This is a genomic window from Nocardioides hwasunensis, from assembly GCF_014779665.1.
Lineage (GTDB): Bacteria > Actinomycetota > Actinomycetes > Propionibacteriales > Nocardioidaceae > Nocardioides > Nocardioides hwasunensis.
Genome location: NZ_JACXYY010000006.1, coordinates 71,513 through 93,679, shown reverse-complemented (window position 1 = coordinate 93,679; position 22,167 = coordinate 71,513). Strand labels below are relative to the sequence as shown.

The following is a 22,167-nucleotide window of genomic DNA, read 5'->3' as shown; positions in this document are numbered from 1 at the left end:
TGGACACGAACAGTCGCGATGTCCTTCACTGGCCCCATGACTCGCTCCCTTGCCCGCACCGGCGCCTCGATGGCGGTGGCGTCGATGCTCTGCGTCCAGCTCGGGCTCGCCGTCTCCGTCGGCCTCGTCGACGACATCGGCTCCAGCGGTGCCGCCTGGCTGCGACTCTTCTGGGCGGGCATCCTCCTGGTCCTGCTCGTCCGGCCCCGGCTCCGCCGCTACAGCCGGGAGGCGCTCCTGGCCGGCACCGCGCTCGGCGTCGTCACCGCCGGCGTCACCCTCCTCTTCATGGAGGCCGTGGCACGGCTCCCGCTCGGCACCGCCAGCGCCCTGGAGTTCCTCGGCCCGCTGACCATCGCCGTGGCCCGCAGCCGCGGCACCGGTCGGGCGTGGGCGCTGCTCGCGGCCGGCGGCGTCCTGTGCCTGACGCAACCCTGGACCGGGCATGCCGACCCGGTGGGCGTGGCCTGCGCACTGGGCGCGGCGGTCTGCTGGGCGGCCTACATCCTGCTGACGCAGCGCGTGGGCGACGCGGTGAGCGGCCTGGGCGGGTTGGCCATCTCGATGCCCGTCGCGGGCGTGGTCGCCACGCTCGTCGCCGGTCCGGGCGTGGTCGACCACCTGACCCCGGAGCTGCTGGTCTACGGCCTCGGCCTCGCGATCCTGTTGCCGGTGGTGCCGTTCACCCTCGAGCTCCTGGCCCTGCGTCGCCTCACGACCGGCGCCTTCGGCACGCTGATGGCGCTCGAGCCCGCCTTCGCGCTGGCCATCGGGTTCCTGGCCCTGAGCCAGGTGCCCAACGGCGTGGCTGTCGCCGGCATCCTGCTGGTGGTCGCCGCCGGCATCGGGGCTGAGCGCAGCGGCACCCGGTCGGACGCCTCCCAGCCCGATCCAGACCCCGGCGAGCTGCAGGACGTCGTCGTCCGGGCCTGATCACAGCCGGGGGTCGACCGGCTCGGACTCCAGGGCGAGCACGGCGAACACCGACTGGTGGACCTTCCAGAGCGGCGCGTGGCCGACGAAGGCCGTGAGCGCCTCCAGCCCCAGCCCGTGCTCGCGCAGGGCGAGCTGTCGCTTCTTGCCGAGGTGGCGCTGGCGCAGGACGTCGAGCGAGTCGGTGTAGTCGGGCCCGTAGATGATCCGCAGGTACTCCCGGCCGCGCACCTTGATGCCCGGTTGCACGCGCCCCTCGGTCAGGTGCGCCGGCTTGACGACCATGCCCTCGCCGCCGGCGGCGGTGAGGTCGAGCCACCACTCGGTCGCCGCCGCCCGCTCCTCGGGGGACGACAGCTCGACGAAGCGGTGCCGGGTCGGGGTGATGAGGTCTCCTCCGAGCCTGGCCAGCTCGGCGAGGTGCCACTCGTGCGACTCGGTCAGCGCAGGCACGCGCCCCTCGACCGCCAGGACCTGGAAGGGCGCCAGCGTCACCCCGTCGAGCCCGTCGGTGGGACGGACGTACGCCGCATAGGCGTCGCGGAAGGCGACCGCGTGGTCCAGCCGTCGCATCGACGCCTCCCTCAGTGACGCGACGTCGAGACCGCGCGCAGCCGCCCGGTCGAGCACGTCGACCACCTCGGGGAGGACGTGCCGCGCGGCCGCGCCCACCGAGGCGTACTGCGACGTGATCAGCCCCGTCGCCTTCGCCGACCACGGCAACAGCTCGCAGTCGAGCGCCAGCCAGTCGGTGTCCAGCGACGCGAACAGCGGTGCCGCCGTGTCGCGGAGCCGCTCGACCAGCGGGGCCGTGTCGGCGAAGAACGGCCGACCGGTGCGGGTGTGCACCACGCCGGTCGACCCGTCGGTGATCCCGAAGCGGCGGGCGGCGGTGCCGGCGTCCCGGGCGATGATCGCGATCGCGCGCGAGCCCATGTGCTTCTCCTCGCACACCACCCGCGTGACGCCCCACGAGGCGTACTCCTCGAACGCCTGCTCCGGGTGCTCGAGATAGCCCTCGAGGCGCGACGTCGCGACAGGCGACATCGTCGGCGGGAGGTAGACCAGCCAGCGCGGGTCGACGGCGAACCGGCTCATCACCTCCAGCGCCGCGGCGGCGTTCTCCTCCGGGATCTTCACCTTGCCGGCGTGCGTGGTCTCCAGCCACCGCGTGCCGGCGACGTCGTCGATGCGCAGCACGGTGGCGGCGCGGTCGTCGACGGGCACGAGCGGTCGCACCGGCTCGTACCACTCCTGCTCCGCCTCCACCGCGACGAGCTCGCGCTCGGGATAGCGCAGCGCGGTGAGGCTGCCGCCGAAGACGACGCCGGTGTCGAGGCAGATCGTGTTGTTGACCCACTCCGCCGCGGGCACGGGGGTGTGGCCGTAGACGACCATCGCCTCGCCGCGGTACTCCTGCGCCCACGGGTAGCGCACGGGCAGGCCGTAGTCGTCGGTCTCGCCGGTCGTGTCGCCGTAGAGGGCGAACGCGCGCACCCGTCCCGACGACCGGCCGTGGTAGCTCTCCTTGAGCCCCGCGTGCGCGACGACGAGCCGGCCGCCGTCGAGGACGAAGTGGCTGATCAGTCCGTCCATGAAGGTCAGGGCCCGGTCGCGGAAGTCCTCCGGCTCGTCGGCCAGCTGCGCCAGTGACTCGGCGAGCCCGTGCGCCACCTTCACCTGGGCGCCGCGCAGCGCGCGGACCAGCTTGGCCTCGTGGTTGCCCGACACGCACAGCGCGGTGCCGGCCTCGACCATGCCCATCACGAGCCGGAGCACGCCGGGGGTGTCTGGTCCGCGGTCGACCAGGTCGCCGACGAAGACGGCCTGCCGCCCCTCGGGGTGGCTCGCGCCGACAGCGAGCCCGTCGTCGTAGGCCAGCGTCCAGCCGAGCTCGACCAGCAGCGTGCGCAGCTCCGAGGCGCACCCGTGGACGTCGCCGATGATGTCGAACGGGCCGTGCACGTCGCTCCGGTCGTTCCACGGACGCTCGCGTGCGATCTCGACGTGGTCGATCTCGTCGCTCCCCCGCAGCACGTGCACCCGGCGGAAGCCCTCCTTGGTGAGCCGGCGCATCGACTTCCTGAGGTCGCGCGCCTGCCGGGCGACGACGTGCCGTCCGAAGTCGCGGTCGGGGCGCTGCTCGTTGCGCTCGTGGGCCAGCGACTCGGGGACGTCGAGGACGATGGCGTCGACCAGCACGTCGTGGCTCTTCGCCAGCCTCACCAGGGCCGCGCGCGCCGGGGGCTGCACGCTCGTGGCGTCCACGACGGTCAGCAGGCCTCTGCGCAGCCGCGTGCCGACGATGTAGTGCAGGACGTCGAAGGCGTCCGTCGTGGCGGACTGGTCGTTCTCGTCGTCGGCCACCAGCCCGCGGCAGAAGTCGCTCGAGACGATCTCGGTGGCCCTGAAGTGCCGGCGCGCGAAGGTCGACTTGCCGCTGCCGGAGACGCCGACGAGGACGACGAGTCCCATCGCGGGCAGCGTCAGCCGCCGGACGTCCGCTGACTCAGTCATCGTCGTCCTCCGTCCTGGTGAAGATCGCCATCTGCGTGGGCTGTCCGAGCGCGTCGTCGTGGTCGCCGATGCCGCGCCGCTCGACCCGGTAGCCGAACGTCGCCGCGACCCGGTCGGACCAGTCGGCGAACTCCTGCCTGCTCCACTCGAACCGATGGTCGGGGTGCCGCAGGCCGACGAGGTCTGCGTAGAGCGGGTTGTAGTCGGCGTTGGGGGTGGTCACCACCACCGCCCCTGGAGAGGCCGCGCCGAAGACGACCCGCTCGAGCGCCTCGAGCCGGGGCGGGTCGACGTGCTCCACCACCTCCATCAGGACGGCGGCGTCATAGCCGGCGAACCGGTCGTCCTCGTAGGTCAGCGCGCTCTGGAACAGGGTGATCCGCTCGGCCTGCCGCTCCCCCATCCGGTCCAGCCGCAGCCGGCGTGCGGCGTGCTGCAGCGACCGGGTGGACACGTCGGTCCCGGCCACGCGGGTCACGTCGGCCTGCTCGACCAGCCGGTCGAGCAGCTGGCCCGGCCCGCAACCGAGGTCGATCACCGACCGGGCGCCGAGCTCGCCGAGGACGGCGAGGACCGTGTCGTGGCGCTGCGTGTTGAGCGGCACGCGCGCGTCCTCCGGCTGCCGCACCTCCTCCTCGGCCGCAGGCTCCACCTCCTCCTCGACCTCGTCGCCGAGCTCGGCCAGACGGGCCAGCGCGGTGCGGGTGAGCTGACCGCGACGGCCGAGGTATCGGCGGGCGATGAGGGCTGCGTCGGGATGGGTGGCCAGCCACCCGTCACCCGAGCGCAGCAGCTTGTCGACCTCATCGACGCCCTGCCAGTAGTGCTTGGACTCGTCGAGCACCGGCAGCAGCACGTGGAGCTGGTTGAGCGCGTCGGCGAGGCGTACGACGCCCGTCAGCCGCAGGCGGACGTAGCGCGAGTCACCCCACTCGGGAAAGCCCTCGTCGAGCGGGATCGGCTCCGCGTCGACCGTCCAGCCCAGGGGCTCGAAGACCCGGCGCGCGATGTCGGCGCCACCCCGGCACGGGATCACGGGCAGGCCGATCTCGAGCGGGATGGCGGAGTCGGCGAGCTCCTGACGAGACCGGCACGTGCCGCTGCGCGCGGTGCTGAACACGTCGGCCATCGCCACGCCGAGCAGCGACGAGGCGGCGTACGACCGGTCGTTGACGTACTGCGACAGGCTGAAGTCGGGCGCGTTCCTCGCGCGCGAGCGTGCCAGGCGCACCGGGTCGACGCTGAGCACCAGCGCAGCCGTGCAGCGCTCCTCGGTGGCCTCGGGGTAGAGCACGGTCACCGTCCCGAAGGACTGGCCGAACTCCTGCACGCGATCCGGGTGCTTGTGCAGGAGGTGGCCCAGGTCCGTGGCGGGCCGGTGGGTGGTGGTGACGGTGAGGAGCACGGCGCGAGTCTGCCCGATGCCTCGCACCCGGCCCCACCGCTTTTGGCTCGGCGCGAGGTCAGCCCGCGGACACCGCGGCCTTGAACGCCGTCGCGGGCTTGAACGCCGGCGAGGCGCCCGCCGCGATCTCCATCGCCTCACCGGTCTGCGGGTTGCGTCCGGTCCGGGCGGCGCGCTCGCGCCGCTCGAACGAGCCGAAGCCCGGCAGCGTGACGCGCTCCCCGCCGGCGACGCTCCGGGTGATGGCGGTCAGGACGGCGGTCACGGCGGCGTCCGCCTGGGCTGTGCTCAGCCCGGACGTGGTGGCGACGTCCTCGACGAGGTCCTTGCGGTTCATGGGTGCTCCTCTGTGTCGTGTCCCGGGCGGAGTTGCCCGTCGCCTCGAGTGTGCCATACTTGAGAACGATTCTCGTTTTCAAGGAGGACGCATGAAGCACGACATCCACCCCACCTGCGGCCACGTGGCCTTCCGCGATCGCTCGACCGGTCGCCTGTTCGAGCGGCGTTACGGACGTCGCGCATGAGGACCTCGCTCGTGGTGGTCACCGGCGTCGACCCGGTGGCGATGGACTCCACGCTGATGACGCTCGCCTGGGACCTGCCCCGGGCGGTGTCGGTGCGACACCGCATCGACCCGCACTCACAGGTGCTCACCCGGACGGCCAGCGACGTGACCGGCGTGCTCGAGCAGGCGCAGGTCCAGCTCGAGCACGCGTGCGTCCACTGCGCACTGCGGGAGGACATCCTGCCGACCCTCGAGCGACTGGCGCGTGTCCCCCAGTGGAGCACGATCGTGGCCGGCCTGCCGACGGGCACCGAGGCCGGTCGGCTGGCCACCGTCCTCGGCCGCGACAGCAGGCTGGCCCGCCACCTCCGGCTGAGCAGCGTGGTCGCCGCCCTCTCGTCGGACGGACTGGTGCGCGACCTGCTCAGCAACGACCTGCTGCGCGAGCGCGACGTCCACTCCAACCCCGGTGACGACCGCGGCGTCGGCGAGGTCGCGTGCGCGCAGGTCGAGCTCGCCGACCACGTGGTCCTCGACGCCGACCCCGGCCGCGAGGGGACCGACCTGCTGCGCGCGCTCGCGCGGCCGGGCGTGCCCCTGGTCCTGGGGGTCGACCAGGTCGACTCGCACGAGATGTCGACCGGGCGGCACCAACACGTCCTCACCCGGGGCTGGTGCTCGCCGGTCCTCGAGACCGAGCTGCCTGCGCTGGGCGAGAGCCTGGCCTGGCGACTCCGCCTGGGCTCACCGCGCCCGTTCCACCCCGACCGCCTGCTCGACCAGATCGAACGGCTGGGCAGCGGACCGTTCCGGGCACGCGGCACGTTCTGGCTGCCGACCCGGCCGGCCGGCCAGCTCGAGTGGTCGGGAGCCGGCGGACAGCTGAGCATCGGCGCGTACGGACCCTGGGGTCGGCGTACGCCGACCACCCGGCTGCAGTTCACCGGCCTCGGCACACCACCCGCCGAGCTCACGCGCGCCTTCGAGGACATCCTGCTCTCCCCCGCCGAGGCGGCCGGGGCGCCCCAGAGCTGGCGGGTCCTCGAGGACGGGCTCGAGCCCTGGCTCGGCGACATCCGCGACGTCGCCTGACCGCCCCTCTCCTCGTCCACGCACGACATCGCACCCCACCCAGGAGGGCCCATGGCAGTCCCGAAGCGACGCACGTCGCGCAGCAACACCCGTCACCGCCGCTCGCAGTGGAAGGCAGCGGCACCCGACCTCGTGGCCGTCACCGTCGACGGCGAGGTGCACCGCGTCCCTCGACGCCTGGTCCGCGCCGTGCACCGCGGGCTGATCAGCCCCGCGTCCGGCAGGGCCGGGAGGACGTCGTGAAGGTGCGCAACTCGCTGCGGTCGGCGAAGAAGCAGCCCGGCTCCCAGGTCGTGCGCCGCCGCGGTCGGACCTACGTCATCGACAAGCGCAACCCCCGGCTCAAGACCCGTCAGGGCTGAGCCCGCCTCCACCGCATACGTCGGCCGGGCCGGGGTCTCGCGCATCACCTTCCGTCGGCTCGCGCACGCGAGCGAGGTGCCGGGCATCGGCAAGTCGTCGTCCTGACAACAGCCCGCCGGGTGCCCGGCGCAGTTCGCGAGGGCGAGAGCACAATGGCCGGCATGACTCGAGGACGTCGCATCCAGATCACCACCGACGACGGCACCGCGGAGGCGTACGCGACGGGGCCGGCCACCCAGGACGGACCCCTGCCCGGGGTGCTTCTCTTCATGGACGCGATCGGCCTGCGACCGCGCATCGAGGAGATGGCCGACCGCATCGCAGACTGGGGCTACGCCGTGCTGGCGCCGAACGTCTTCTACCGGCACGGAACAGCGGCGGACATCGCCCCCACGACCGACCTCCGCCTCCCCGGCGAGCGCGAGAAGTTCTTCCCCACGGTCATGCCGCTCGTCGCCTCGCACACCCCGGACGAGGCGGCGCGGGACCTCCCTGCGTACGTCGCGGCCCTGGCCGGCCAGCCCGATGTCGACGCGAGCGTCCTGGGGGTCACCGGCTACTGCATGGGCGCCCGGCTCGCGCTGCGCGCCGCTGCCCAGCTCCCCGACCAGGTCCGGGCCGTCGGCATGTTCCACGGAGGCGGCATCGTCACCGACGCCGACGACAGCCCCCACCTCGTCGTGCCGCGCTTGCACGCCGAGGTCGTCGCGGGGCACGCCGACCACGACGGCTCGATGCCTCCCGAGGCCATCGCTGCCTTCGACACCGCACTGCGCGAGGCCGGTGTCAGGGCGACCACCGCCGTCTATCCCGGCGCGCCCCACGGCTACACGATGGCGGACACCTCGATGTACGACGAGGCGGCCACCGAGCGGCACTTCACCGAGCTGCGGGAGCTGTTCGCGCGCGCCCTGCGCTGAGCTGACGCCACGAGGATCGCCGACGTCGGCGGCCGGAGGCGGGCACCCTGTCCGGCCGATCCGCTCAGTGCTGCTGCCGGGCGCCTGGCCGGGGCGCCAGCTGGGATGCGAGCAGGTCCACCAGCGCGGACTCGGCATCGGCGCGAGTGATCGTCTGGTCGAGCGCGGCCTCCGACACCGCGTCAGCCGCCCCCAGGAAGGCCACGGCCGCGGCGTCGGTCCACGCAGCCGGAGCGGCACTCCGGTCGAAGGCGCGCCGGCAGATCTCGACGTAGGCGGCGTCGGAGCCTCGCTTGACCTCCGCCATGGCCGGCGTCCCGGACAGCGCGGCCACGACGCCACCGATCTCCGCGCCGTGATCGAGGACGCAGGCGACGTGGCACCGCGCCACCGTCGCGACCTGGGCGTCGAGGCTCGTGGGCGTGGCGTCGAGAGCCTCGACCAGCAAGGCGGTCTGGCGACGGTCGTAGTCCTCGTAGAGCGCGACCAGGACCCCCGCCCTGGACCCGAAGTGGTCGTAGACCACCGGCTTCGAGACGCCGGCGGCCACGGCGAGGTGTCCCAGGGTGAGGGCGTCCGCGCCTTCCTCCACCACGATCCGGCGAGCCACCTCGACGAGCTGGTCGCGCCGGTCGCTCTTGGTCATGCGTCGTCGCGTCACCATCGCGAGGATGATGGCACAGCATCGTGCCCGGACCCGGCCGACGGACCGTGCGACCGTCCCGCCCACCGACAGCTCATCCGGCTGCGGCCGGATCGGATGGGGTGATCCTGCCGAGGCGGTTCCGCGTGGGCGTGGTGACGGACGTGACGAGCTCCGCGACGGCGCGGTCAAGGGCCGCTTCGCGCACGGCCGGGTCCCGGTTCTCGGAGTCGTGGAGGAAGACGGTCGAACCGGGCACGGCACCGCAGTACTCGATGACCCCGTGCTCGAGCTGGTTGCGCATCGACTTCTCGTATCCGTGACGCTGGTAGAGCCCGTCATCCGCGCCGGCCACCGCCACGAGGTGGATGGTCAGGTCCCCCAAGCGCGGCGAGATGCCGGTGTCGGGGTCGTTGTCGAAGGCCCATCCGTTGACGAAGACCCGATCCACCCACCCCTTGAGCATGGCCGGCATCGACCACCAGTAGACCGGGAACACCAGCACCAGGTGGGCGGCACGGTCGATGCGCGCCTGCTCCGCCACGACGTCCGCCGTCGCCGCTCCCGTCCACGACCGGTAGTGCCTGTGGTCGTCCGGGGAGAACACGGGGTCGAACCCCTCGCCGTGGAGATCGGCCACCTCGACGCCCCCGAGCTCGGCCAGTCGTTCAGCGGCGCGACCCGCGACCGTCCAGGTGAGCGAGTCGGGGTCAGGGTGGGCGACGACGACGAGGGTGCGCGGTGCGGTGGTCATGACGTCAACCTACCATTGGTAGGTAAGGATCATGGGGCCAGAAGCCGGATCGTGTCGTGCAGGTCGTTCGAGCCGGCCAGCGCGAGAGATGTCCGCCAGACCTCGGCCCCGAGCCGCGGGTCACGACTGGTGTCCACCGGGCTGGTCACGACCGGGCGTCCGGTGCGAGTTCGGCGAGGACCCACGTAGCTCCCGCTGCGCAGGGAGTCGTCCAGTGCAGCCCTGACCATCGACCAGGCTCCGCGGTCCTTGCCCTGCGCGATCCGGCCGAAGGGCGATGCTGCTGCCCGCACCGCGAGCGGAGACCCGCCGATGTCGTGACGCCGTGGCGTCATGGCCTCGATGCAGCCTCCCGGGTGGGTGACGATCGAGCGCACCGACGAGCCGGCGGCGCGCAGCTGTCGGTCGAGCTCGAAGCCGAAGATCTCGACGACGTGCTTGGACTGGACGTAGGCCGATCGCGCAGAGAAGTCGTCCGCGGACTGCAGGTCCTCGAGCACGAAGGGCCGGTGTCGCGTGGCATAGCTGCCGCAGGACACGAAAGAGCTGCCAGGGGTGCGCGCGAGCGCGGGGAACGCGGACGCCAGGAGCGCCACGTGACCGAGATGGTTGGTCGCCAGCACCATCTCGTGGCCATCGACGGACAGCTGCCGCTCGTCGGCGGGCTGAACCACTCCGGCGTTCGCGATCACGGCGTCGAGGCGGGGCAGGCTCCCGAGCTCGCGCCCTGCCGCGCGGGCGGACCCCAGGTCGGAGGTGTCGAGCAACAACGTGGTGACCCGCGCCGCACCCGCTCGTGGAGCCGTCGTCCCCGCCGGCGAGGACAGTGCCTGTGCGGCACGCCGGAGCCGCTCCTCACTGCGCCCGAGCAGGACGACGCGTGCGCCCGCGGCGACCAGCTGCTCTGCGGCGAAGAACCCGATGCCGGAGGTGGCGCCGGTGATCGCGACGACGCGGTCGGATGCGCGGGGAAGCGAGCTCGGGTTCCATGGCGTTTCTTTCGATGACTGAAGCATATCGCGCATGCTATCTTTCAGGCACTGAAAGGTTCACGGAGGGTGGGTCGACGTGCCGACGGATCTCGAGCGGGCAGTTCTGGGTCTGCACGACCTCGCGACGACCACCACCGCGAGCGCGGAGCACGTGCTCGGAACCCATGGGCTGTCGCTCACCTCGGGCCTGGCTCTGTGGTGGCTGGACCCCGAGGCCGATCCCCTGACGATGGGCGAGATCGCGACGGGGATGCGTTGCAGTGCGGCCAACGTGACCTACGTGCTCGACCGCCTCGACAGCGCCGGGCTGGTGCGCAGGAGTACTGCCTCCTCCGACAAGCGCCGGCGCGTGGTCGCCCTCACGCGGCAGGGTGTGCAGGTCCGATCCGACATGATCGCCACGGTGCTGCGTGACTCACCACTTGCGCGCCTCTCGGCGAGCGAGCTCCGCTCACTCCTGCACGTGCTGGCCACAGCCTCGGCCCAGTCGCACTGAGGCGCCGGGCGGGCGCTCAGCAGGCCGAGCCGGGACCGCAGCAGCGAGCGCACTCCTCCGACAGCGACAGAACCCCGGACCCATGAGGGTCCGGGGTTCTGACGTCGTGCTGGTGGTAGCGGGGGCAGGATTTGAACCTGCGACCTCTGGAAGAGATCGGCCGCTACGGAGTGACGCGGAGGATCGCGGATCTAGCTGGATTCACGCGGGTACACCTTGCGGTGCGCCTCGGATTCTACTGGACCACAGTGATCATGCTCGGACTGTAAGTGGCGGGTAAAAGGCGGCTTATCGAGTCCCGAGCGGCCGACCTTGGCTCCGTAGAGCGACCACTTCTCAGTCAAGGGTCTTGAGTTCGAACCTTGCTCAGACGCCAACGATGAACCGCAACGTGAGCGGTGAAGCGACGCCGCTGCTCACGCGCGTCGCACTGGAGGACCTTCGGCCGGTGCATCCGCTATCGATTTCGGATCTCGTCCCACGGCGCCCCCTGCAGACCGGAAGTGAGCCACACCAGAACAGCCGGTGGGCAGCCGCATAGAGAGCTGCCCGCCGATCACCTGAACCGAGTCTGGCCAGACACCGGTCCTAGGGGAATCGTCTAGTAGCCGCGTACCGTCCGGGGCCGCGCCATTGCTCCGTCGGGTCCCTCACGGACGTCAGTGTCCTTGCAAGTTGGTCTCGTGACGCCCGGAGGCGCCCTGTGGGTCGGCTGGGACCCCTAGCTCGGCGGAGGTGCGTTGAAAGTGAACCGGTTGCCTTCCGGGTCTCGCATCTCCACCCACTCGAAACCGCCCGACTCCTGACGGCCGTCGTTGGTCGCGCCTAGGGACACGGCCCGTTCAGCGTCAACATCAAGGTCGTATGAAGTGAGCGCAACGACCATGCGATCGCTGTTGCCGTGCGGACTCGAACGCACGAAAAGCCACTTAGCCTGCGGTTCGGGTGGCGAGAACTGCGCGTAGTCCTTGCTCGCACCGTCGTCCAGGGGGAACTCCAACAACTCGGACCAGAAGCCTCCTAGGGCCACTGCGTCTTCGCACATGAACTCCAGCATCGAGAACTCGTTTCGGCTCATGGCCCGAGTGAAGCCCGCTTGAGCCCTCGCGACCAGATCCTTTCGGATGCTTTGTACCCCGCGCGAGCTTGCTGCTGCAGTGCCCTCCCGGACCCGTGCCAAGGTCCTCGACCGCGGCTCGTTGGGCGTCTTCGACGAGCTGGCGGTAGATCGCATCCGAGATCCTGCGCTTGAGACATCGGAGTGCTTCGAGTGACTTCTTGCCCTCGGCTCGCTTGCGCCGGTAGTAGTCGCGGCCGTCGGTGTCGAGGCGGAGCTGGCTGACAGCAGCGATGTGGATCATGTGGTTCATCCGCCGGTTCCCGGCTCGCGAGAGCCGGTGCCGGTTCTGCTCACCCGACGACGCGTCGAGGGGTGCGGTGCCGGTCCAAGACGCGAACCTGTTGCGGTCGGCGAACCGGGTGACGTCCCCGACGTCAGTGAGCACTCGCGCGGCGATGACGGGTCCGACGCCGTGCAGGTCCATCAGGTGTGAGCCGCGGGCCAGGACGATGGCCTTCAACTCTGCGGTGGCCTTCTTGATCTTCGCCTCGACCGCGACCAGCTCGGCGAGCTCCTCGGCGGCGATCCGACGTCGGGTCTTGCCCGCGATGTCACGCGGCCGGACCGACGCGAGCATCGCCTTGGCCTGGCCGGTGGTGATATTGAGCTTCGCCTGCCCTGGCAGGAGTTCTGCCAAGAGGGCCTGCAACCGGTCGACGGTCTGGACCCGCCGACGGGTGAGTGCTTCACGGCGATCACACAGCATCCGCAGCGCCTCGAGTTCCCCGTCGAGCTGCAGGGACGCGAGCCTCCCGGAGCGGCAGGCGGTCGCCAGGACGCGTCCCCAGGTGACGACGCGACGTTCCTGCTCGGCGGGGTCGAGGAGCACGAACGCCGGGTGGGTGACGGCCACGACCGAGGTGAGGGTCGCGGCGTGCGGGTCGTGGACCATGACCGCCCCGGTCTTAGCGTCGACCCACTGACGCAACCGAGCTGCGTCGCCCGGCAGCGCTAGCGTGCCGGCCGGGCGCGGCGTCAGGATCCGGCGGCGATAGACGAGTTGGTCACCGGCCGAGCGCCACACCCACGCCGCACCGATCGGTACCCACTCCACGAGAGCCTGGCCCCCGACCGGCACGAACGCGCCCATCAGGCACGCCGCGATCGGTGGCATCGCGAAAACGACCGCTCCGAGATACAACCCGACCAACAGGGCCGCCGCCGCAGTGCCGACCAGCGCGAGCTGCATCGCGGAGAGCCCCAACAGGACCCCGCGTCGAGCAAGGCGCGAGAACTTGATCGGCGTCAGCGCCGACTCGGACGCGCGAGGAACGGGGACGCTCACTTGCGGGACCGTCCGTCCGGATCGTCCGCCAAGCTCGTGTCCGCGACGTGCGGCGGTGCCGACGGCGACGACCCGCCACCAGCCGAGGCCGCTCGTGCCGCTGCCGCCGCGACGTACTCACCGAGACGCGGCCCTGCAGTGGCCGACTCCTTCGCCAGCATGGCGGCGCCTCCGACCGCGCCACCTCCAACCGCGCCACCAGCAGCTACGCCCGAGCCGCTCCCGGCCTCCCCGCCCGACGAACCACCAGCAGCCCCACCAGACGATCCACCAGGGCCGCCACCCAACGCCGGACCGGCGCCCTGACCCCCGAGACCGCCCTGCGCACCACCACCACTTCCCCCACCACCACGAGTGAGAATCGACGCCGGGCTGGTACCCGCGCGCCCGAGAGATGGCATGGCCGGCACCCGAGCCGGGCGGCTCAGCGCTGACTTGGCCTCCTGCTCGGCCGACATCGCGTGGTACATGTCGAAGCCCATGAAGGCGATCGCCTTATACGTGATGTAGGGCGCGAAGCCCGCGAGCAGCATCAGCACCACGCCCGCGATCGGCTGGCTCACCGACTCCAGGTCCGCTTCGATGGGCGCCGATACCTGCGCGGTCGCGAGCAGGAATATCACCACTAGCACGACTTTGGACAGGATCATCGCGATCACGAACGACGCCCACCGCGAGACCCACGAGCGTGTGTGGTCCCAGCTCGCGCCGGCCAGGGCGATTGGCGCGAACACGATCGCAATGAGCAGCAGCGCCTTGCGGATCAGCAGGCTGAACCAGACGATAAGGGCGCCCATGATTGCAAGGCTGGCCAGGAAGATCGTGAGGATCGACCCCGCACCAGGCGCTGTGACTTGGATGGCCGCCAGGCCGCCGGCGAGGACCGCGATCCGGCCGCCCATCTCGTCCATGTTCGTCCCGGCTGCGCTGACGATCCCGACGCAGAGGAGATCGGTGATCTGCAGCAACCCTTGAACACGTAGGGCCAGCGCTTCTGTCTTCCCGCACCCTGCTGGCGCAAGGACCAGGAGGTCGAGGCCGAGGTGCTCGCGGATGGCGAATTGCGCTTGTGTGGGCTCGACCATTTTTCACACGGTCGCGATCTCGCTCAGGAGCGAGTCGATGCTGGTGATGGCACGCGCTTCTGGTTCACCTATGAGTGGCACTACCACCAGCGCCGCGCGCACCTTATGTTTTGAACTCGACCGACAGAAGGCTGCCACGTCGTCCGCCGTACGCACGCCGCCAGGCCCGGAGAGACTGCAGCTTGCCCTGCCCGTGTCCTTCAGCAATCTCCCACCCCGCAACCCCAACCCCTTCGAGTCAACTGGCACGCTCAGCGCCGCTCGTGAACTCGCCCGACAGCTCGCAGCCGCGCGGGGGGCCGTGAACACCACGCCCGCAGTCCTGGACCAGCTGACCGCCCCCCACCGGAACCGGCTTGTGGAGCACTGGCGACAGGTCGCGCGAGCAGCCGCGCTGGCGGAGGCGGACCTCGACGGGATGGGTGAGCAGGCCATCACCCATCCACAGGCAGGCGCACTGGTGGGTGACGTCGCGACGATCGTCCAGGCGCTCGTTGTGCTCGACCGGCGCTACCACCGCGTCCACGGGTGGACGTCGATACCTCAGGCCGCGAGCCTGGGCTGGTCGGCCTTGGCTGCTGCCCTGGACACCAACCTCAAGACGCCCGACTACAGCCTCGACGCCACCGGCTGGCGCCCCCGAGTTCGGCCGATGCGAGGTGACGTCCCGGCCGGCCTGTTGGGCGTGCTCATGGCCGAGCACAACGTCCTCGCCGGGCTCGGCGGATTCCCGCACGCGCTGCGTCTCCGGTCGGTCGTCGACTCCCAACGCGTGCTGTCGACTCGCCTGTCCGCACTCGTCGGCCGCACGGATCCGACCGAGGTCCCGTTCTGGAAAGCGCGCGCCACCACCTACGCCGAGATCCAGCGCCAGCTGCGAGACATCGGCGGCATCTGGGGTGGCGGCGAACGGGCCGCAGCCGAGGCCGGTCACGTCGTGGCACGCCTGCGCAACGCCGACGCCGGCACGGTGATCGAACCGCGCGCACTAAAAGCGTTCAGGACGCTCGCCGATGGTGTCGACGAACGGATCGCCTCGATCGTCGAGGAAGGAATCGAGCGCGGCGACTTCGTCCAGAGAATGAAGTTGCCCCGGCTGGTCGCCAGCTCCGGGTCCCTCGTCCAACCCGTGCGCGTGCGCTACCGACCGGTCCCCGATTCCAACGACGTGCCACTCGTCCGCGTCATTCGCCAGCAGCTTGCTCCCAATACTGCGCAGGTGCCCCTGGGGCCGGACGCCTCCCGAGTCGAACTGGTAGCCGCCCTGTCCCAACGGAATCCGATTCTCGAGCCCTCAGCACAGGCGTTGGACCTCTAGCCCAGGTCGCCGCCGTTCTCACGAGGTGCAAGCGACTCGAGGATCTCCGCTGTCACCGGGTTCACGGCTTCGTCGGGCTCGATGTAGTGCTTTTTGGTGATCTCGGACGAGGTGTGGCCGAGCATCTCTGCCGCCAGGTCCGCGCCACCCGCCCGGTCGATCACGGTGGCGACGGTGCGGCGGAAGGAGTGCGGGGTCACGCCACTGATGCCGGCCCCGTCCAGAACCGCGCGCAGGCGTCGGCGAATGTTGTTGGTGGTCAGCGGGGTTCCGTTGCGGCTGACGAAGATCAGGTGCTCTGGGTCGTCTGACTCGATCTTCGACAACCGTCGACGGAGTGCCGCAGCGGTGAAGGAGGGTACGGACACGGTGCGGGTCGACTTGGAGGTCTTGGGAAACGGCTGACGATGCGTGGGCTTGCCTCGCGGAGACACGATCGTTCCGCAGATCCTGACGGTCGCCGGCGTCGTGGTGACGTTGATGTCGCATCGGCGGACGGCCAGCACCTCCCCGATACGCCCGGAGGTGCCCAGCATGACCTCGATGACGTCCTCGAGCTGCCCGTCGGGCGGAGGCCCCACCACGCCAGGGCCGCGGCGCCACGTCCGCGCCGATCGACGGATGCGTTCGATCTGCGCGTTGTCGAGGGACATCACCTGCGTCGTGGGCTTGCGGAGACGCGCAATGTCCCGGACCGGGTTCTGGCGCATGGCGTCGTAGCGCACTGCCAGGCCGAAGGCGAGACTCAGGACGGTCCGCGCCTGCTTGGCCATGCTGTAGCTCTTGGTCTTGGCCAGCGTCTTGATGAACTGGTCGACCTTGCGGACGCTGATCTCACGCAGCGCATAGTTCTCGAATGCGGGAAGGACGAGTTGCACCATGTTGCGCTCGTAGAGGTCCCGGGTGCTGGGCGCGAGACCGCCTTCGAGGTCGAGGTCCGCCAGCCACACGTCGACAAGGTGTCGGAACGTGCTGGACGGATTGAGGTCGCCCTGTCCGAGCGCTTGCGCCGCCCGCTCCGCGAGCATCTCCTTGAGCTTGCGCTCAGCGGCGCGAGAGCTGCCCGCCGTCGCCTGTACGCGGCGTAGTTGGCCGTCGTAGTCCCTGAACCGCGTCGAGGCGCACCCGCGGCCGTCGGGCAGGGTCTCGAGGTGGATCTCGCCGAACGTGCCGATCGGTGTCCGTGGCCGCGGCATCTCAGGTCACCCCCCGCTGGGGCCGTGACCCGGTTCGCTCTCGCGCTGGCTCTCCAGCCAAGCCAGGACGTCGGAGGTCGCGTAGCGCACACGACCGCCGACCTTGATCGCGCACGGGCCCTTGCCGTCCGTGCGCCAGTCCCGGATGGTCGTCACCGGGACGTGGAGGTACTCGGCGAGCTCCTCGATGCTCAGCAGGGGTTCGAGGGTGCTCAGAGTGGTGCTCAGCGTGGTGCTGGTGGTGGTCTCCATGCCGAACAGGTGTGCCGGGGACATCGCACGCTTCCGCGGCGGTCCACACCGCTCCATGACGAACTCCGGAGTACGGGGTTTGTGGCAACTCGCCGCCGGGTTTCTGGCGGGTTTGTGGCGGGGTGATCAATTCTCAAATGCTTTCAGGCTCGGAGATCAGTGATCTCCGAGCCTGAAAACTTGTAGCGGGGGCAGGATTTGAACCTGCGACCTCTGGGGAACGCCGTACCCATGACACCGGCTAACACTTGGGAGCACATTCGTGCAGTTCAGACGCCTTCTTCGCGACGATCGGCCCTTGACCTGAACACCCGCCAACACCCTGATTCCCCACGAATATCGGGGGTTTGTGGGGAATGAAGTCGGATCGGCGAACCCTGCAAGCAACGAGCTCTCACAGCCGCGAAGCGCCGTGCTGCACACCCAGCCGAGCGTGGCCCAGCATGCCGGGGGCACTCAACCCACTACTACCGGATCGCGGGGTAGGCGAGGACTGCTCACGCGTTTGCGACGACACCTGGCCGAACACCAGACCACCCCCGCTCAGGACCGACCCAGCAAGAGCAGGACCACTCCCCCCAGGATCATCCGCCAGAAAATAGTTGGGCGGGCGATAGCAACTTTCAGGGGGTACGCGACCGACTATCTGAGTGAGGGCAGATCGCTTTGGCCACGCGGAACTCCCGCACCGTCACCTGGCCCCAGCGTCGGCACCCATCTCTGGGACCGGCCCTTGCGCATGCCAACTGGTCTAGACTAGTGCTTAACTTCTGAAGTTTCTTCCGAGTGGCGATGGGTCTGCCCCGATCGCAAACGTGCAGGTCAGCCCGCACATGCAGGCGAGTGACGGCACTGGCGACCCGAGACCGTCAGAAAATAGTTGGCGAACCGATGCTGCCAAACGGAGGGTCTGATGCGGACTGTATTGGTGAGGGCCAAGCACTTTTCGTCACCGCGCGTCCTCCGGTAGCCAGTCCTCATCACTTGGATACCCGTGGTTGACGGGCCACTCTTCGGCCCCCATCCAGACCGCTCTTCGCGCACCACCAGACCGACCCCACTCCGGGAGTCGGTCTCTTTGTCATGCCCGCACAAGGCCCCGAAAGGACCACCTGTGACCACATCAACCATCACCCGAACCATGCTCAGCCCCGACGAGGCTGCCGAGTACCTGCTCACCACAAGGGGTGTATTGAGCAACTGGCGGTACAAGGGAGTTGGCCCCCGCTTTGTGCGGCTCAACTCCAAGATCGTGTATCGGCTCTCCGACCTGGAGGAGTACGTGTCGGAGCGCATCGTGGAGACCGTCGACTCGGTGGGCCGATGACCCATGACCCCGCACCACTCGATGCGATCCACACTTGGCTAGAACGGTTCATCGTTCCGACCGAACCTCACGACTTGGACGCCCTCACCCTGTGGGCGGCACATACGCACTTCCTCGACCAGATCGACAGCTCAGCACGACTCGTCCTCATGTCGGCACTTCCTGAGTCCGGCAAGACCACGGCACTTGAACACTTGGAGCGTCTGACAGCCAACCCACACCTCATGGCCAACGCACCCACGGCACCGCTCATGGCACGACTGGCGACGGGACAGACTCTGCTGATCGATGAGGCTGACATGCACGTAGCGTCAGGTCGCGGGAGCCATGGCGACCTCTACGGCATCGTCAACGCTGGCTATCGACGAGGCGGCAGTTACGTGGTCCTGGAGCAGCCGCCAGGTGGCGGGGCATGGGTACCCACGCACCTACCCGTCTACGGGGCGGTGGCCCTAGCGGGAATCAGTCCAAGTCTACCGACGGCGTTCGCATCCCGATGCGTCTTCGTGCACCTGAGCCCCGATGTGCGCGGAGAAGCCGAAGAGACGTTGTGGGGCCGACTCACCCACGGCGCTACGGCGTTGGGCGATCAGCTCACCGCGTGGGCTAAAGCCACAACGCTTCCGAGCCCCGAGACCGTCACGCTCCCGACCGAAGCAAGAGGAAGAACCAGAGAGCTGTACGGACCGCTCATGGCTGTCTCACTGGCAGCCGGCGGAACCTGGCCCGACCGCTGCACCCACCTAGTTGAACAAGCACTGGCCGACCGTGAGGCCGACCGAGCCGACGCCACCGAGTACCTCCCCCCGCACATCCTCATCATCCGAGACATCTACGGCATCTGGCATCTGGCAGACCCCGACTGTTCGGGCTTCGCACGGACTGGCGATCTGCTCAAGGGGCTGCACGAATACGGCCCCGACGCCTGGGGCCACTTGCAGGGTTCACGACCAGCCCTCACCCCACAGCGACTCGGCAACATGCTCAGGAAACACGGCATCCGGCCCACCCAACTCAGCACAGGCGAACGCGAACGAGGCTACGAGGTCAACGCATTCCGCAAAGCATGGGAAGCGTTGGACCTGCCACCGATCGAGCGATCACTCAGCATCACCGATGTACCTACGTAGTAGGGATACGACGTTCACTCCCGAACTCCCGTAGGGAGGCAGGAGCACTCACCACGGCTCACTTCCACGGCACCGAAAGATGGGGACCCCCGAAGGGGGTATCGGCGCTCCGTAGGCACGGACGCCACTGCCCCGAACCGTGCGAAATCGACGCGCCTCACCGCGCGTCTCGCTTCGGGATGGCCCGTCAGTCCAGCCGATCCGAGCCGTTCCAGCCGTTCCATTCGTTCGTAGCGACCTACGCGACGAACGAACCATTAGACATTCATAGGAGCACTATCTTGAGCACCACCCTGGCGAAGAAGGCGACTAAGACGCCTTCACTGGCCGAAGCTGCTGCCGCATCCAGGCAGGCACTCACTGACGCCTACGCGAACGAGTCCCGCACGGCTGACGAACGCGAAGAGGCTGCCGGCGTACCCGAGACCATCCGGCGCGCTTGGGCGAACGGCAACAGCACCTTCACAGCCGCTGACCTGACCAACGCAGAGAACAACGTCTCGCGCACCGTCGCACTTCACGAGGCCGCCAAGCGAGGCATCAAGACCGCACGAGCAAGGTTGGTCAACGAGGTACCCGACCTGGCGCAGGCCGTCTGTGACGCCTTGGGCGGTTCGATCCTCGGCATCCCGATTACGGCTACGGCTGTGATGCCTGAGGCACCCGACAGCCTGCCTGCCCTGTTCGCCGTGCAGACCACTCCCTCAATCCCCCACGCCGACCGGAGCGGAGGCCTGGCGGGCAAGGTGGAAGTGATCCTGTTCCGTCAGACCTACGTTCGACCGCTCGACGGATTCGCGGGCGGACTAGCAGGAAACGGGGTGGCCCTCAAGAGTGCCCCGCGTGAGCGCACGTCCTACCCCACCGAAGAGCTGGCGATCGACACGACGACTCTCGACGTGATGCACGCTTGGCCCGAGGTTCCGGTCATCACCCACGAGCCCACATCGGCCCACCTTGACGCCGCAGGAAAGCAGATCGCCGGATTCGTGACGTCAGCCGGTCAGCGTTGGAACGCGCCCAAGTCTGCGATGACCGGTTCGCAGTTCTCTGGCAGCACTGGCGACCAGCAGCGCTCAGTGCTCGCAGCGGTCCACCACATCGGCACCCCGACGCACTCGGTCGCCGACGACGGAACCAGGACAACGACCATCAGCATGGAACTGAATCTGTACTCGGGTCACGCCGGCGTCGACACCAACCGCCTTCCTGCCGAAGCCACCGAAGCGCTGGAGAACGCCGCTGGTAGCCAGTGCATCGGGCATCTGGGACGGCTGACCTCTGTCAAGGCGATGGGAAGCAAGCCCTTCGTGACCGCTTCCCGGTTCGGTCGCTCACTCCAACTTGATCTGACGTTCACGAACCGGATCAGCTAAGCCTCACCCAAAGACGGGAAGGGCTCCCCGCTCGGTCTGCTCAGCCAGGGGAGCCCTTCCTGCCGTCTATCGACCCAGAAACTCTTGATGGTGGCGTAAATATTCTGGGCCGCTAGACGGGATGCCGCTTCAGGATGCGGGCTACCATAAAGGCTTCTGATGGTGGCAACTTGCACTCTGCTATGACAGGCCGGTCATCCTCAGCAACGCAGTGGGCCATACCCCCACCCGACGCGGGCTGCGGGCATCCAGTCCTAGGACCCGCTTCCGCTTCCAGAGGGGTCGTCCTGGTAGATCACCTCGTACCAGGTCGTGGCGATGTCGTCCGCGTCCCCACAGCGACCCTCAAGTTCGGCTTCGTGCCACGAGGTAAAGAGTTCGGGCGGCGCTCCATCTTCGACTAGATCACGAATGTCGTCGACATAAGCGGAGCAAGCGACCACCGCAACCGGTTCCGGTTCGAGCCACTCAGCAACGGCGCTAACTCCCGCACCGAGGCCGCCGATCGCCGCGATCGCCGCGATGATCAATGTGAGGATCGTGACGAGGTCCAGACCATGTGAGGGCTGGCTCGGTGGCTGGTTGGGTGGCTGCCTGGGTGGCTGGATAAGTGCCTGAGCGTGAGGCGCAGCGATATTGCCCGAACTGGCTACGGGGACCAGCACGCCCGACGTCGGCGCGCCAGAGCGGATGATGTCGCCCTCGGCACTGCTGATAAGTGATTCGCCACGTCGCGGCGCTCTCATCGTGAATCCCGATCGGGCCGGCCCGAAGCATCGGAATGTTGTGCAAGATAGTCCCAGTAGTAGGTGTGCTCTAGATGGCCTCGAAGAGCATCACCTAGATCGCCCGCTTCCGCCGAGTAGCCCATGCTCAACAGTTCGGATCGGATTGACAGAAGTCGATCTAGGTAGTCCGTAACTCGCCGCTCGCTGTGCCTTACGGGTTCTCGAGCCGCCTCAACCGTCTGCTGGAGCGCACGGTATTGCTCTTGCAAGGGGGCATACGCCTCCAGCATGTCGATGTCAGGTAGGTCGACACTGATGAGGTCCATCTCGTCCCTCAAGTCCTGAAGACCCTCCTCAACTTCCAACAGCGCGGCACGCGCATGCGCGTCACTACCGATCGAGTTGGGCAGCGCCAAGAGCGTGTCGAAAGCCCACTCCCTAAGCGACGCCATTCGCAGATCGTCTGCCTCCCAGAGCGGCGCGTGAACCCGGACTGATCCCGGTCGCTCGGACTGGGCGACCACCCTGCGCAGGGCCACAAATCCCGCTACGACTGCGACCGCAGCGAAGACTAGGGCAGCGATGACACTCGCGTCTTGAGGACCGGGGGTGTCATCCGTCAGCTCTCGGACCACCAATGTGACGCCAACGAGCAGGCCGACAGACAAGCTGACGAGACTCACGGCGAGGGCAAAGGGATGCACACGAGATCCAGGCGACACCGCTGCAG

At 68.9% G+C, this 22,167-nt stretch carries 23 protein-coding genes and 1 pseudogene; 11 read left to right on the top strand and 13 right to left on the bottom strand.

The window, feature by feature from the left end; all coding sequences use genetic code 11:
* Nucleotides 1–36 precede the first annotated feature (36 nt).
* Nucleotides 37–933 carry an EamA family transporter gene (locus IEZ25_RS14930; RefSeq protein WP_224749073.1) on the top strand — a complete coding sequence of 299 codons (897 nt, stop codon included), beginning with the start codon at nucleotides 37–39 and terminating at the stop codon, nucleotides 931–933.
* Here IEZ25_RS14930 and IEZ25_RS14925 read toward each other — a convergent pair whose 3' ends face one another.
* From IEZ25_RS14925 to IEZ25_RS14915, 3 genes are read right to left on the bottom strand one after another with little or no spacing between them, the layout of a single operon-like run.
* Entirely contained in the window at nucleotides 934–3,450 is a 2,517-nt protein-coding gene (locus IEZ25_RS14925) for a polynucleotide kinase-phosphatase (RefSeq protein ID WP_191200250.1), read from the bottom strand. It abuts the gene before it with no gap.
* Nucleotides 3,443–4,855, bottom strand: a complete 1,413-nt coding sequence (locus IEZ25_RS14920) for a 3' terminal RNA ribose 2'-O-methyltransferase Hen1 (RefSeq protein ID WP_191200249.1) — start codon at nucleotides 4,853–4,855, stop codon at nucleotides 3,443–3,445. Before IEZ25_RS14920 ends, IEZ25_RS14925 begins: the two co-directional genes overlap by 8 nt.
* Nucleotides 4,856–4,913: 58 nt before the next feature.
* A complete protein-coding gene (locus IEZ25_RS14915; protein ID WP_191200248.1) occupies nucleotides 4,914–5,192 on the bottom strand; it encodes an HU family DNA-binding protein in 279 nt (92 codons plus the stop codon).
* Between the two features lie 183 nt (nucleotides 5,193–5,375).
* Here IEZ25_RS14915 and IEZ25_RS14910 point away from each other — a divergent pair, with 183 nt between their 5' ends.
* From IEZ25_RS14910 to IEZ25_RS14890, 5 genes and pseudogenes are all read left to right on the top strand, one after another.
* Nucleotides 5,376–6,452: a CobW family GTP-binding protein gene (locus tag IEZ25_RS14910; protein ID WP_191200247.1), complete on the top strand. Its 1,077-nt coding sequence runs from the start codon at nucleotides 5,376–5,378 to the stop codon at nucleotides 6,450–6,452.
* A 51-nt stretch (nucleotides 6,453–6,503) separates the two neighbouring features.
* Nucleotides 6,504–6,695 carry a 50S ribosomal protein L32 gene (gene rpmF / locus IEZ25_RS14905; RefSeq protein WP_191200246.1) on the top strand — a complete coding sequence of 64 codons (192 nt, stop codon included), beginning with the start codon at nucleotides 6,504–6,506 and terminating at the stop codon, nucleotides 6,693–6,695.
* On the top strand, nucleotides 6,692–6,814 hold the full coding sequence (locus tag IEZ25_RS14900) for a 50S ribosomal protein L36 (protein WP_191200245.1): 123 nt from the start codon (nucleotides 6,692–6,694) through the stop codon (nucleotides 6,812–6,814). The genes rpmF and IEZ25_RS14900 overlap by 4 nt, the downstream gene beginning before the upstream one ends.
* A 22-nt stretch (nucleotides 6,815–6,836) precedes the next feature.
* Nucleotides 6,837–6,920, top strand: a pseudogene (locus tag IEZ25_RS22480) (30S ribosomal protein S14); the annotation flags it as partial.
* A gap of 56 nt (nucleotides 6,921–6,976) precedes the next feature.
* Nucleotides 6,977–7,735, top strand: coding sequence for a dienelactone hydrolase family protein (locus IEZ25_RS14890; protein ID WP_191200244.1), 759 nt, complete (start codon nucleotides 6,977–6,979; stop codon nucleotides 7,733–7,735).
* 64 nt (nucleotides 7,736–7,799) lie between these two features.
* Here IEZ25_RS14890 and IEZ25_RS14885 read toward each other — a convergent pair whose 3' ends face one another.
* From IEZ25_RS14885 to IEZ25_RS14875, 3 genes are all read right to left on the bottom strand, one after another.
* Nucleotides 7,800–8,381 carry a TetR/AcrR family transcriptional regulator gene (locus tag IEZ25_RS14885; protein WP_224749072.1) on the bottom strand — a complete coding sequence of 194 codons (582 nt, stop codon included), beginning with the start codon at nucleotides 8,379–8,381 and terminating at the stop codon, nucleotides 7,800–7,802.
* A 91-nt stretch (nucleotides 8,382–8,472) separates the two neighbouring features.
* On the bottom strand, nucleotides 8,473–9,132 hold the full coding sequence (locus tag IEZ25_RS14880; protein WP_191200242.1) for an NAD(P)H-dependent oxidoreductase: 660 nt from the start codon (nucleotides 9,130–9,132) through the stop codon (nucleotides 8,473–8,475).
* A 29-nt stretch (nucleotides 9,133–9,161) separates the two neighbouring features.
* Nucleotides 9,162–10,148, bottom strand: coding sequence for an SDR family NAD(P)-dependent oxidoreductase (locus IEZ25_RS14875; RefSeq protein ID WP_191200241.1), 987 nt, complete (start codon nucleotides 10,146–10,148; stop codon nucleotides 9,162–9,164).
* Nucleotides 10,149–10,200: 52 nt separating this feature from the next.
* Between IEZ25_RS14875 and IEZ25_RS14870 the strand changes: the two genes are divergently transcribed.
* Nucleotides 10,201–10,620, top strand: a complete 420-nt coding sequence (locus IEZ25_RS14870) for a MarR family winged helix-turn-helix transcriptional regulator (protein WP_191200240.1) — start codon at nucleotides 10,201–10,203, stop codon at nucleotides 10,618–10,620.
* A gap of 721 nt (nucleotides 10,621–11,341) precedes the next feature.
* Here the strand turns inward: IEZ25_RS14870 and IEZ25_RS14865 are convergent.
* The 3 genes from IEZ25_RS14865 to IEZ25_RS14855 are packed head-to-tail and all read right to left on the bottom strand — an operon-like array spanning nucleotide 11,342 to nucleotide 14,110.
* Nucleotides 11,342–11,665 carry a VOC family protein gene (locus IEZ25_RS14865; RefSeq protein ID WP_224749107.1) on the bottom strand — a complete coding sequence of 108 codons (324 nt, stop codon included), beginning with the start codon at nucleotides 11,663–11,665 and terminating at the stop codon, nucleotides 11,342–11,344.
* Nucleotides 11,550–13,025, bottom strand: a complete 1,476-nt coding sequence (locus IEZ25_RS21540) for an SCO6880 family protein (RefSeq protein ID WP_318152256.1) — start codon at nucleotides 13,023–13,025, stop codon at nucleotides 11,550–11,552. Before IEZ25_RS21540 ends, IEZ25_RS14865 begins: the two co-directional genes overlap by 116 nt.
* Entirely contained in the window at nucleotides 13,022–14,110 is a 1,089-nt protein-coding gene (locus tag IEZ25_RS14855; RefSeq protein WP_191200238.1) for a type IV secretion system protein, read from the bottom strand. Before IEZ25_RS14855 ends, IEZ25_RS21540 begins: the two co-directional genes overlap by 4 nt.
* A gap of 301 nt (nucleotides 14,111–14,411) precedes the next feature.
* Between IEZ25_RS14855 and IEZ25_RS14850 the strand changes: the two genes are divergently transcribed.
* Nucleotides 14,412–15,428 carry a hypothetical protein gene (locus IEZ25_RS14850; protein WP_191200237.1) on the top strand — a complete coding sequence of 339 codons (1,017 nt, stop codon included), beginning with the start codon at nucleotides 14,412–14,414 and terminating at the stop codon, nucleotides 15,426–15,428.
* On the opposite strand, the gene IEZ25_RS14845 is transcribed toward IEZ25_RS14850, so the two are convergent.
* Nucleotides 15,425–16,624 carry a tyrosine-type recombinase/integrase gene (locus tag IEZ25_RS14845; protein WP_191200236.1) on the bottom strand — a complete coding sequence of 400 codons (1,200 nt, stop codon included), beginning with the start codon at nucleotides 16,622–16,624 and terminating at the stop codon, nucleotides 15,425–15,427. The genes IEZ25_RS14850 and IEZ25_RS14845 overlap by 4 nt on opposite strands.
* A 6-nt stretch (nucleotides 16,625–16,630) precedes the next feature.
* Complete coding sequence (locus tag IEZ25_RS14840) at nucleotides 16,631–16,900, bottom strand: helix-turn-helix domain-containing protein (protein WP_224749071.1); 270 nt, start codon at nucleotides 16,898–16,900, stop codon at nucleotides 16,631–16,633.
* Between the two features lie 1,090 nt (nucleotides 16,901–17,990).
* On the opposite strand from IEZ25_RS14840, the gene IEZ25_RS14835 reads away from it, so the two are divergent.
* The 3 genes from IEZ25_RS14835 to IEZ25_RS14825 all read left to right on the top strand — a co-directional run bounded on the left by IEZ25_RS14835 (nucleotide 17,991) and on the right by IEZ25_RS14825 (nucleotide 20,709).
* A complete protein-coding gene (locus tag IEZ25_RS14835) occupies nucleotides 17,991–18,203 on the top strand; it encodes a helix-turn-helix domain-containing protein (RefSeq protein WP_224749070.1) in 213 nt (70 codons plus the stop codon).
* The gene (locus tag IEZ25_RS14830; RefSeq protein ID WP_191200235.1) at nucleotides 18,200–19,333 is read left to right on the top strand and encodes a DUF3631 domain-containing protein; all 1,134 of its coding nucleotides are present in this window, start codon (nucleotides 18,200–18,202) and stop codon (nucleotides 19,331–19,333) included. Before IEZ25_RS14835 ends, IEZ25_RS14830 begins: the two co-directional genes overlap by 4 nt.
* 281 nt (nucleotides 19,334–19,614) lie before the next feature.
* Nucleotides 19,615–20,709, top strand: a complete 1,095-nt coding sequence (locus IEZ25_RS14825; RefSeq protein WP_191200234.1) for a hypothetical protein — start codon at nucleotides 19,615–19,617, stop codon at nucleotides 20,707–20,709.
* Between the two features lie 254 nt (nucleotides 20,710–20,963).
* Here IEZ25_RS14825 and IEZ25_RS14820 read toward each other — a convergent pair whose 3' ends face one another.
* Nucleotides 20,964–21,455, bottom strand: a complete 492-nt coding sequence (locus tag IEZ25_RS14820; RefSeq protein ID WP_191200233.1) for a hypothetical protein — start codon at nucleotides 21,453–21,455, stop codon at nucleotides 20,964–20,966.
* On the bottom strand, nucleotides 21,452–22,120 hold the full coding sequence (locus tag IEZ25_RS14815; protein ID WP_191200232.1) for a hypothetical protein: 669 nt from the start codon (nucleotides 22,118–22,120) through the stop codon (nucleotides 21,452–21,454). The genes IEZ25_RS14820 and IEZ25_RS14815 overlap by 4 nt, the downstream gene beginning before the upstream one ends.
* Nucleotides 22,121–22,167 lie beyond the last annotated feature (47 nt).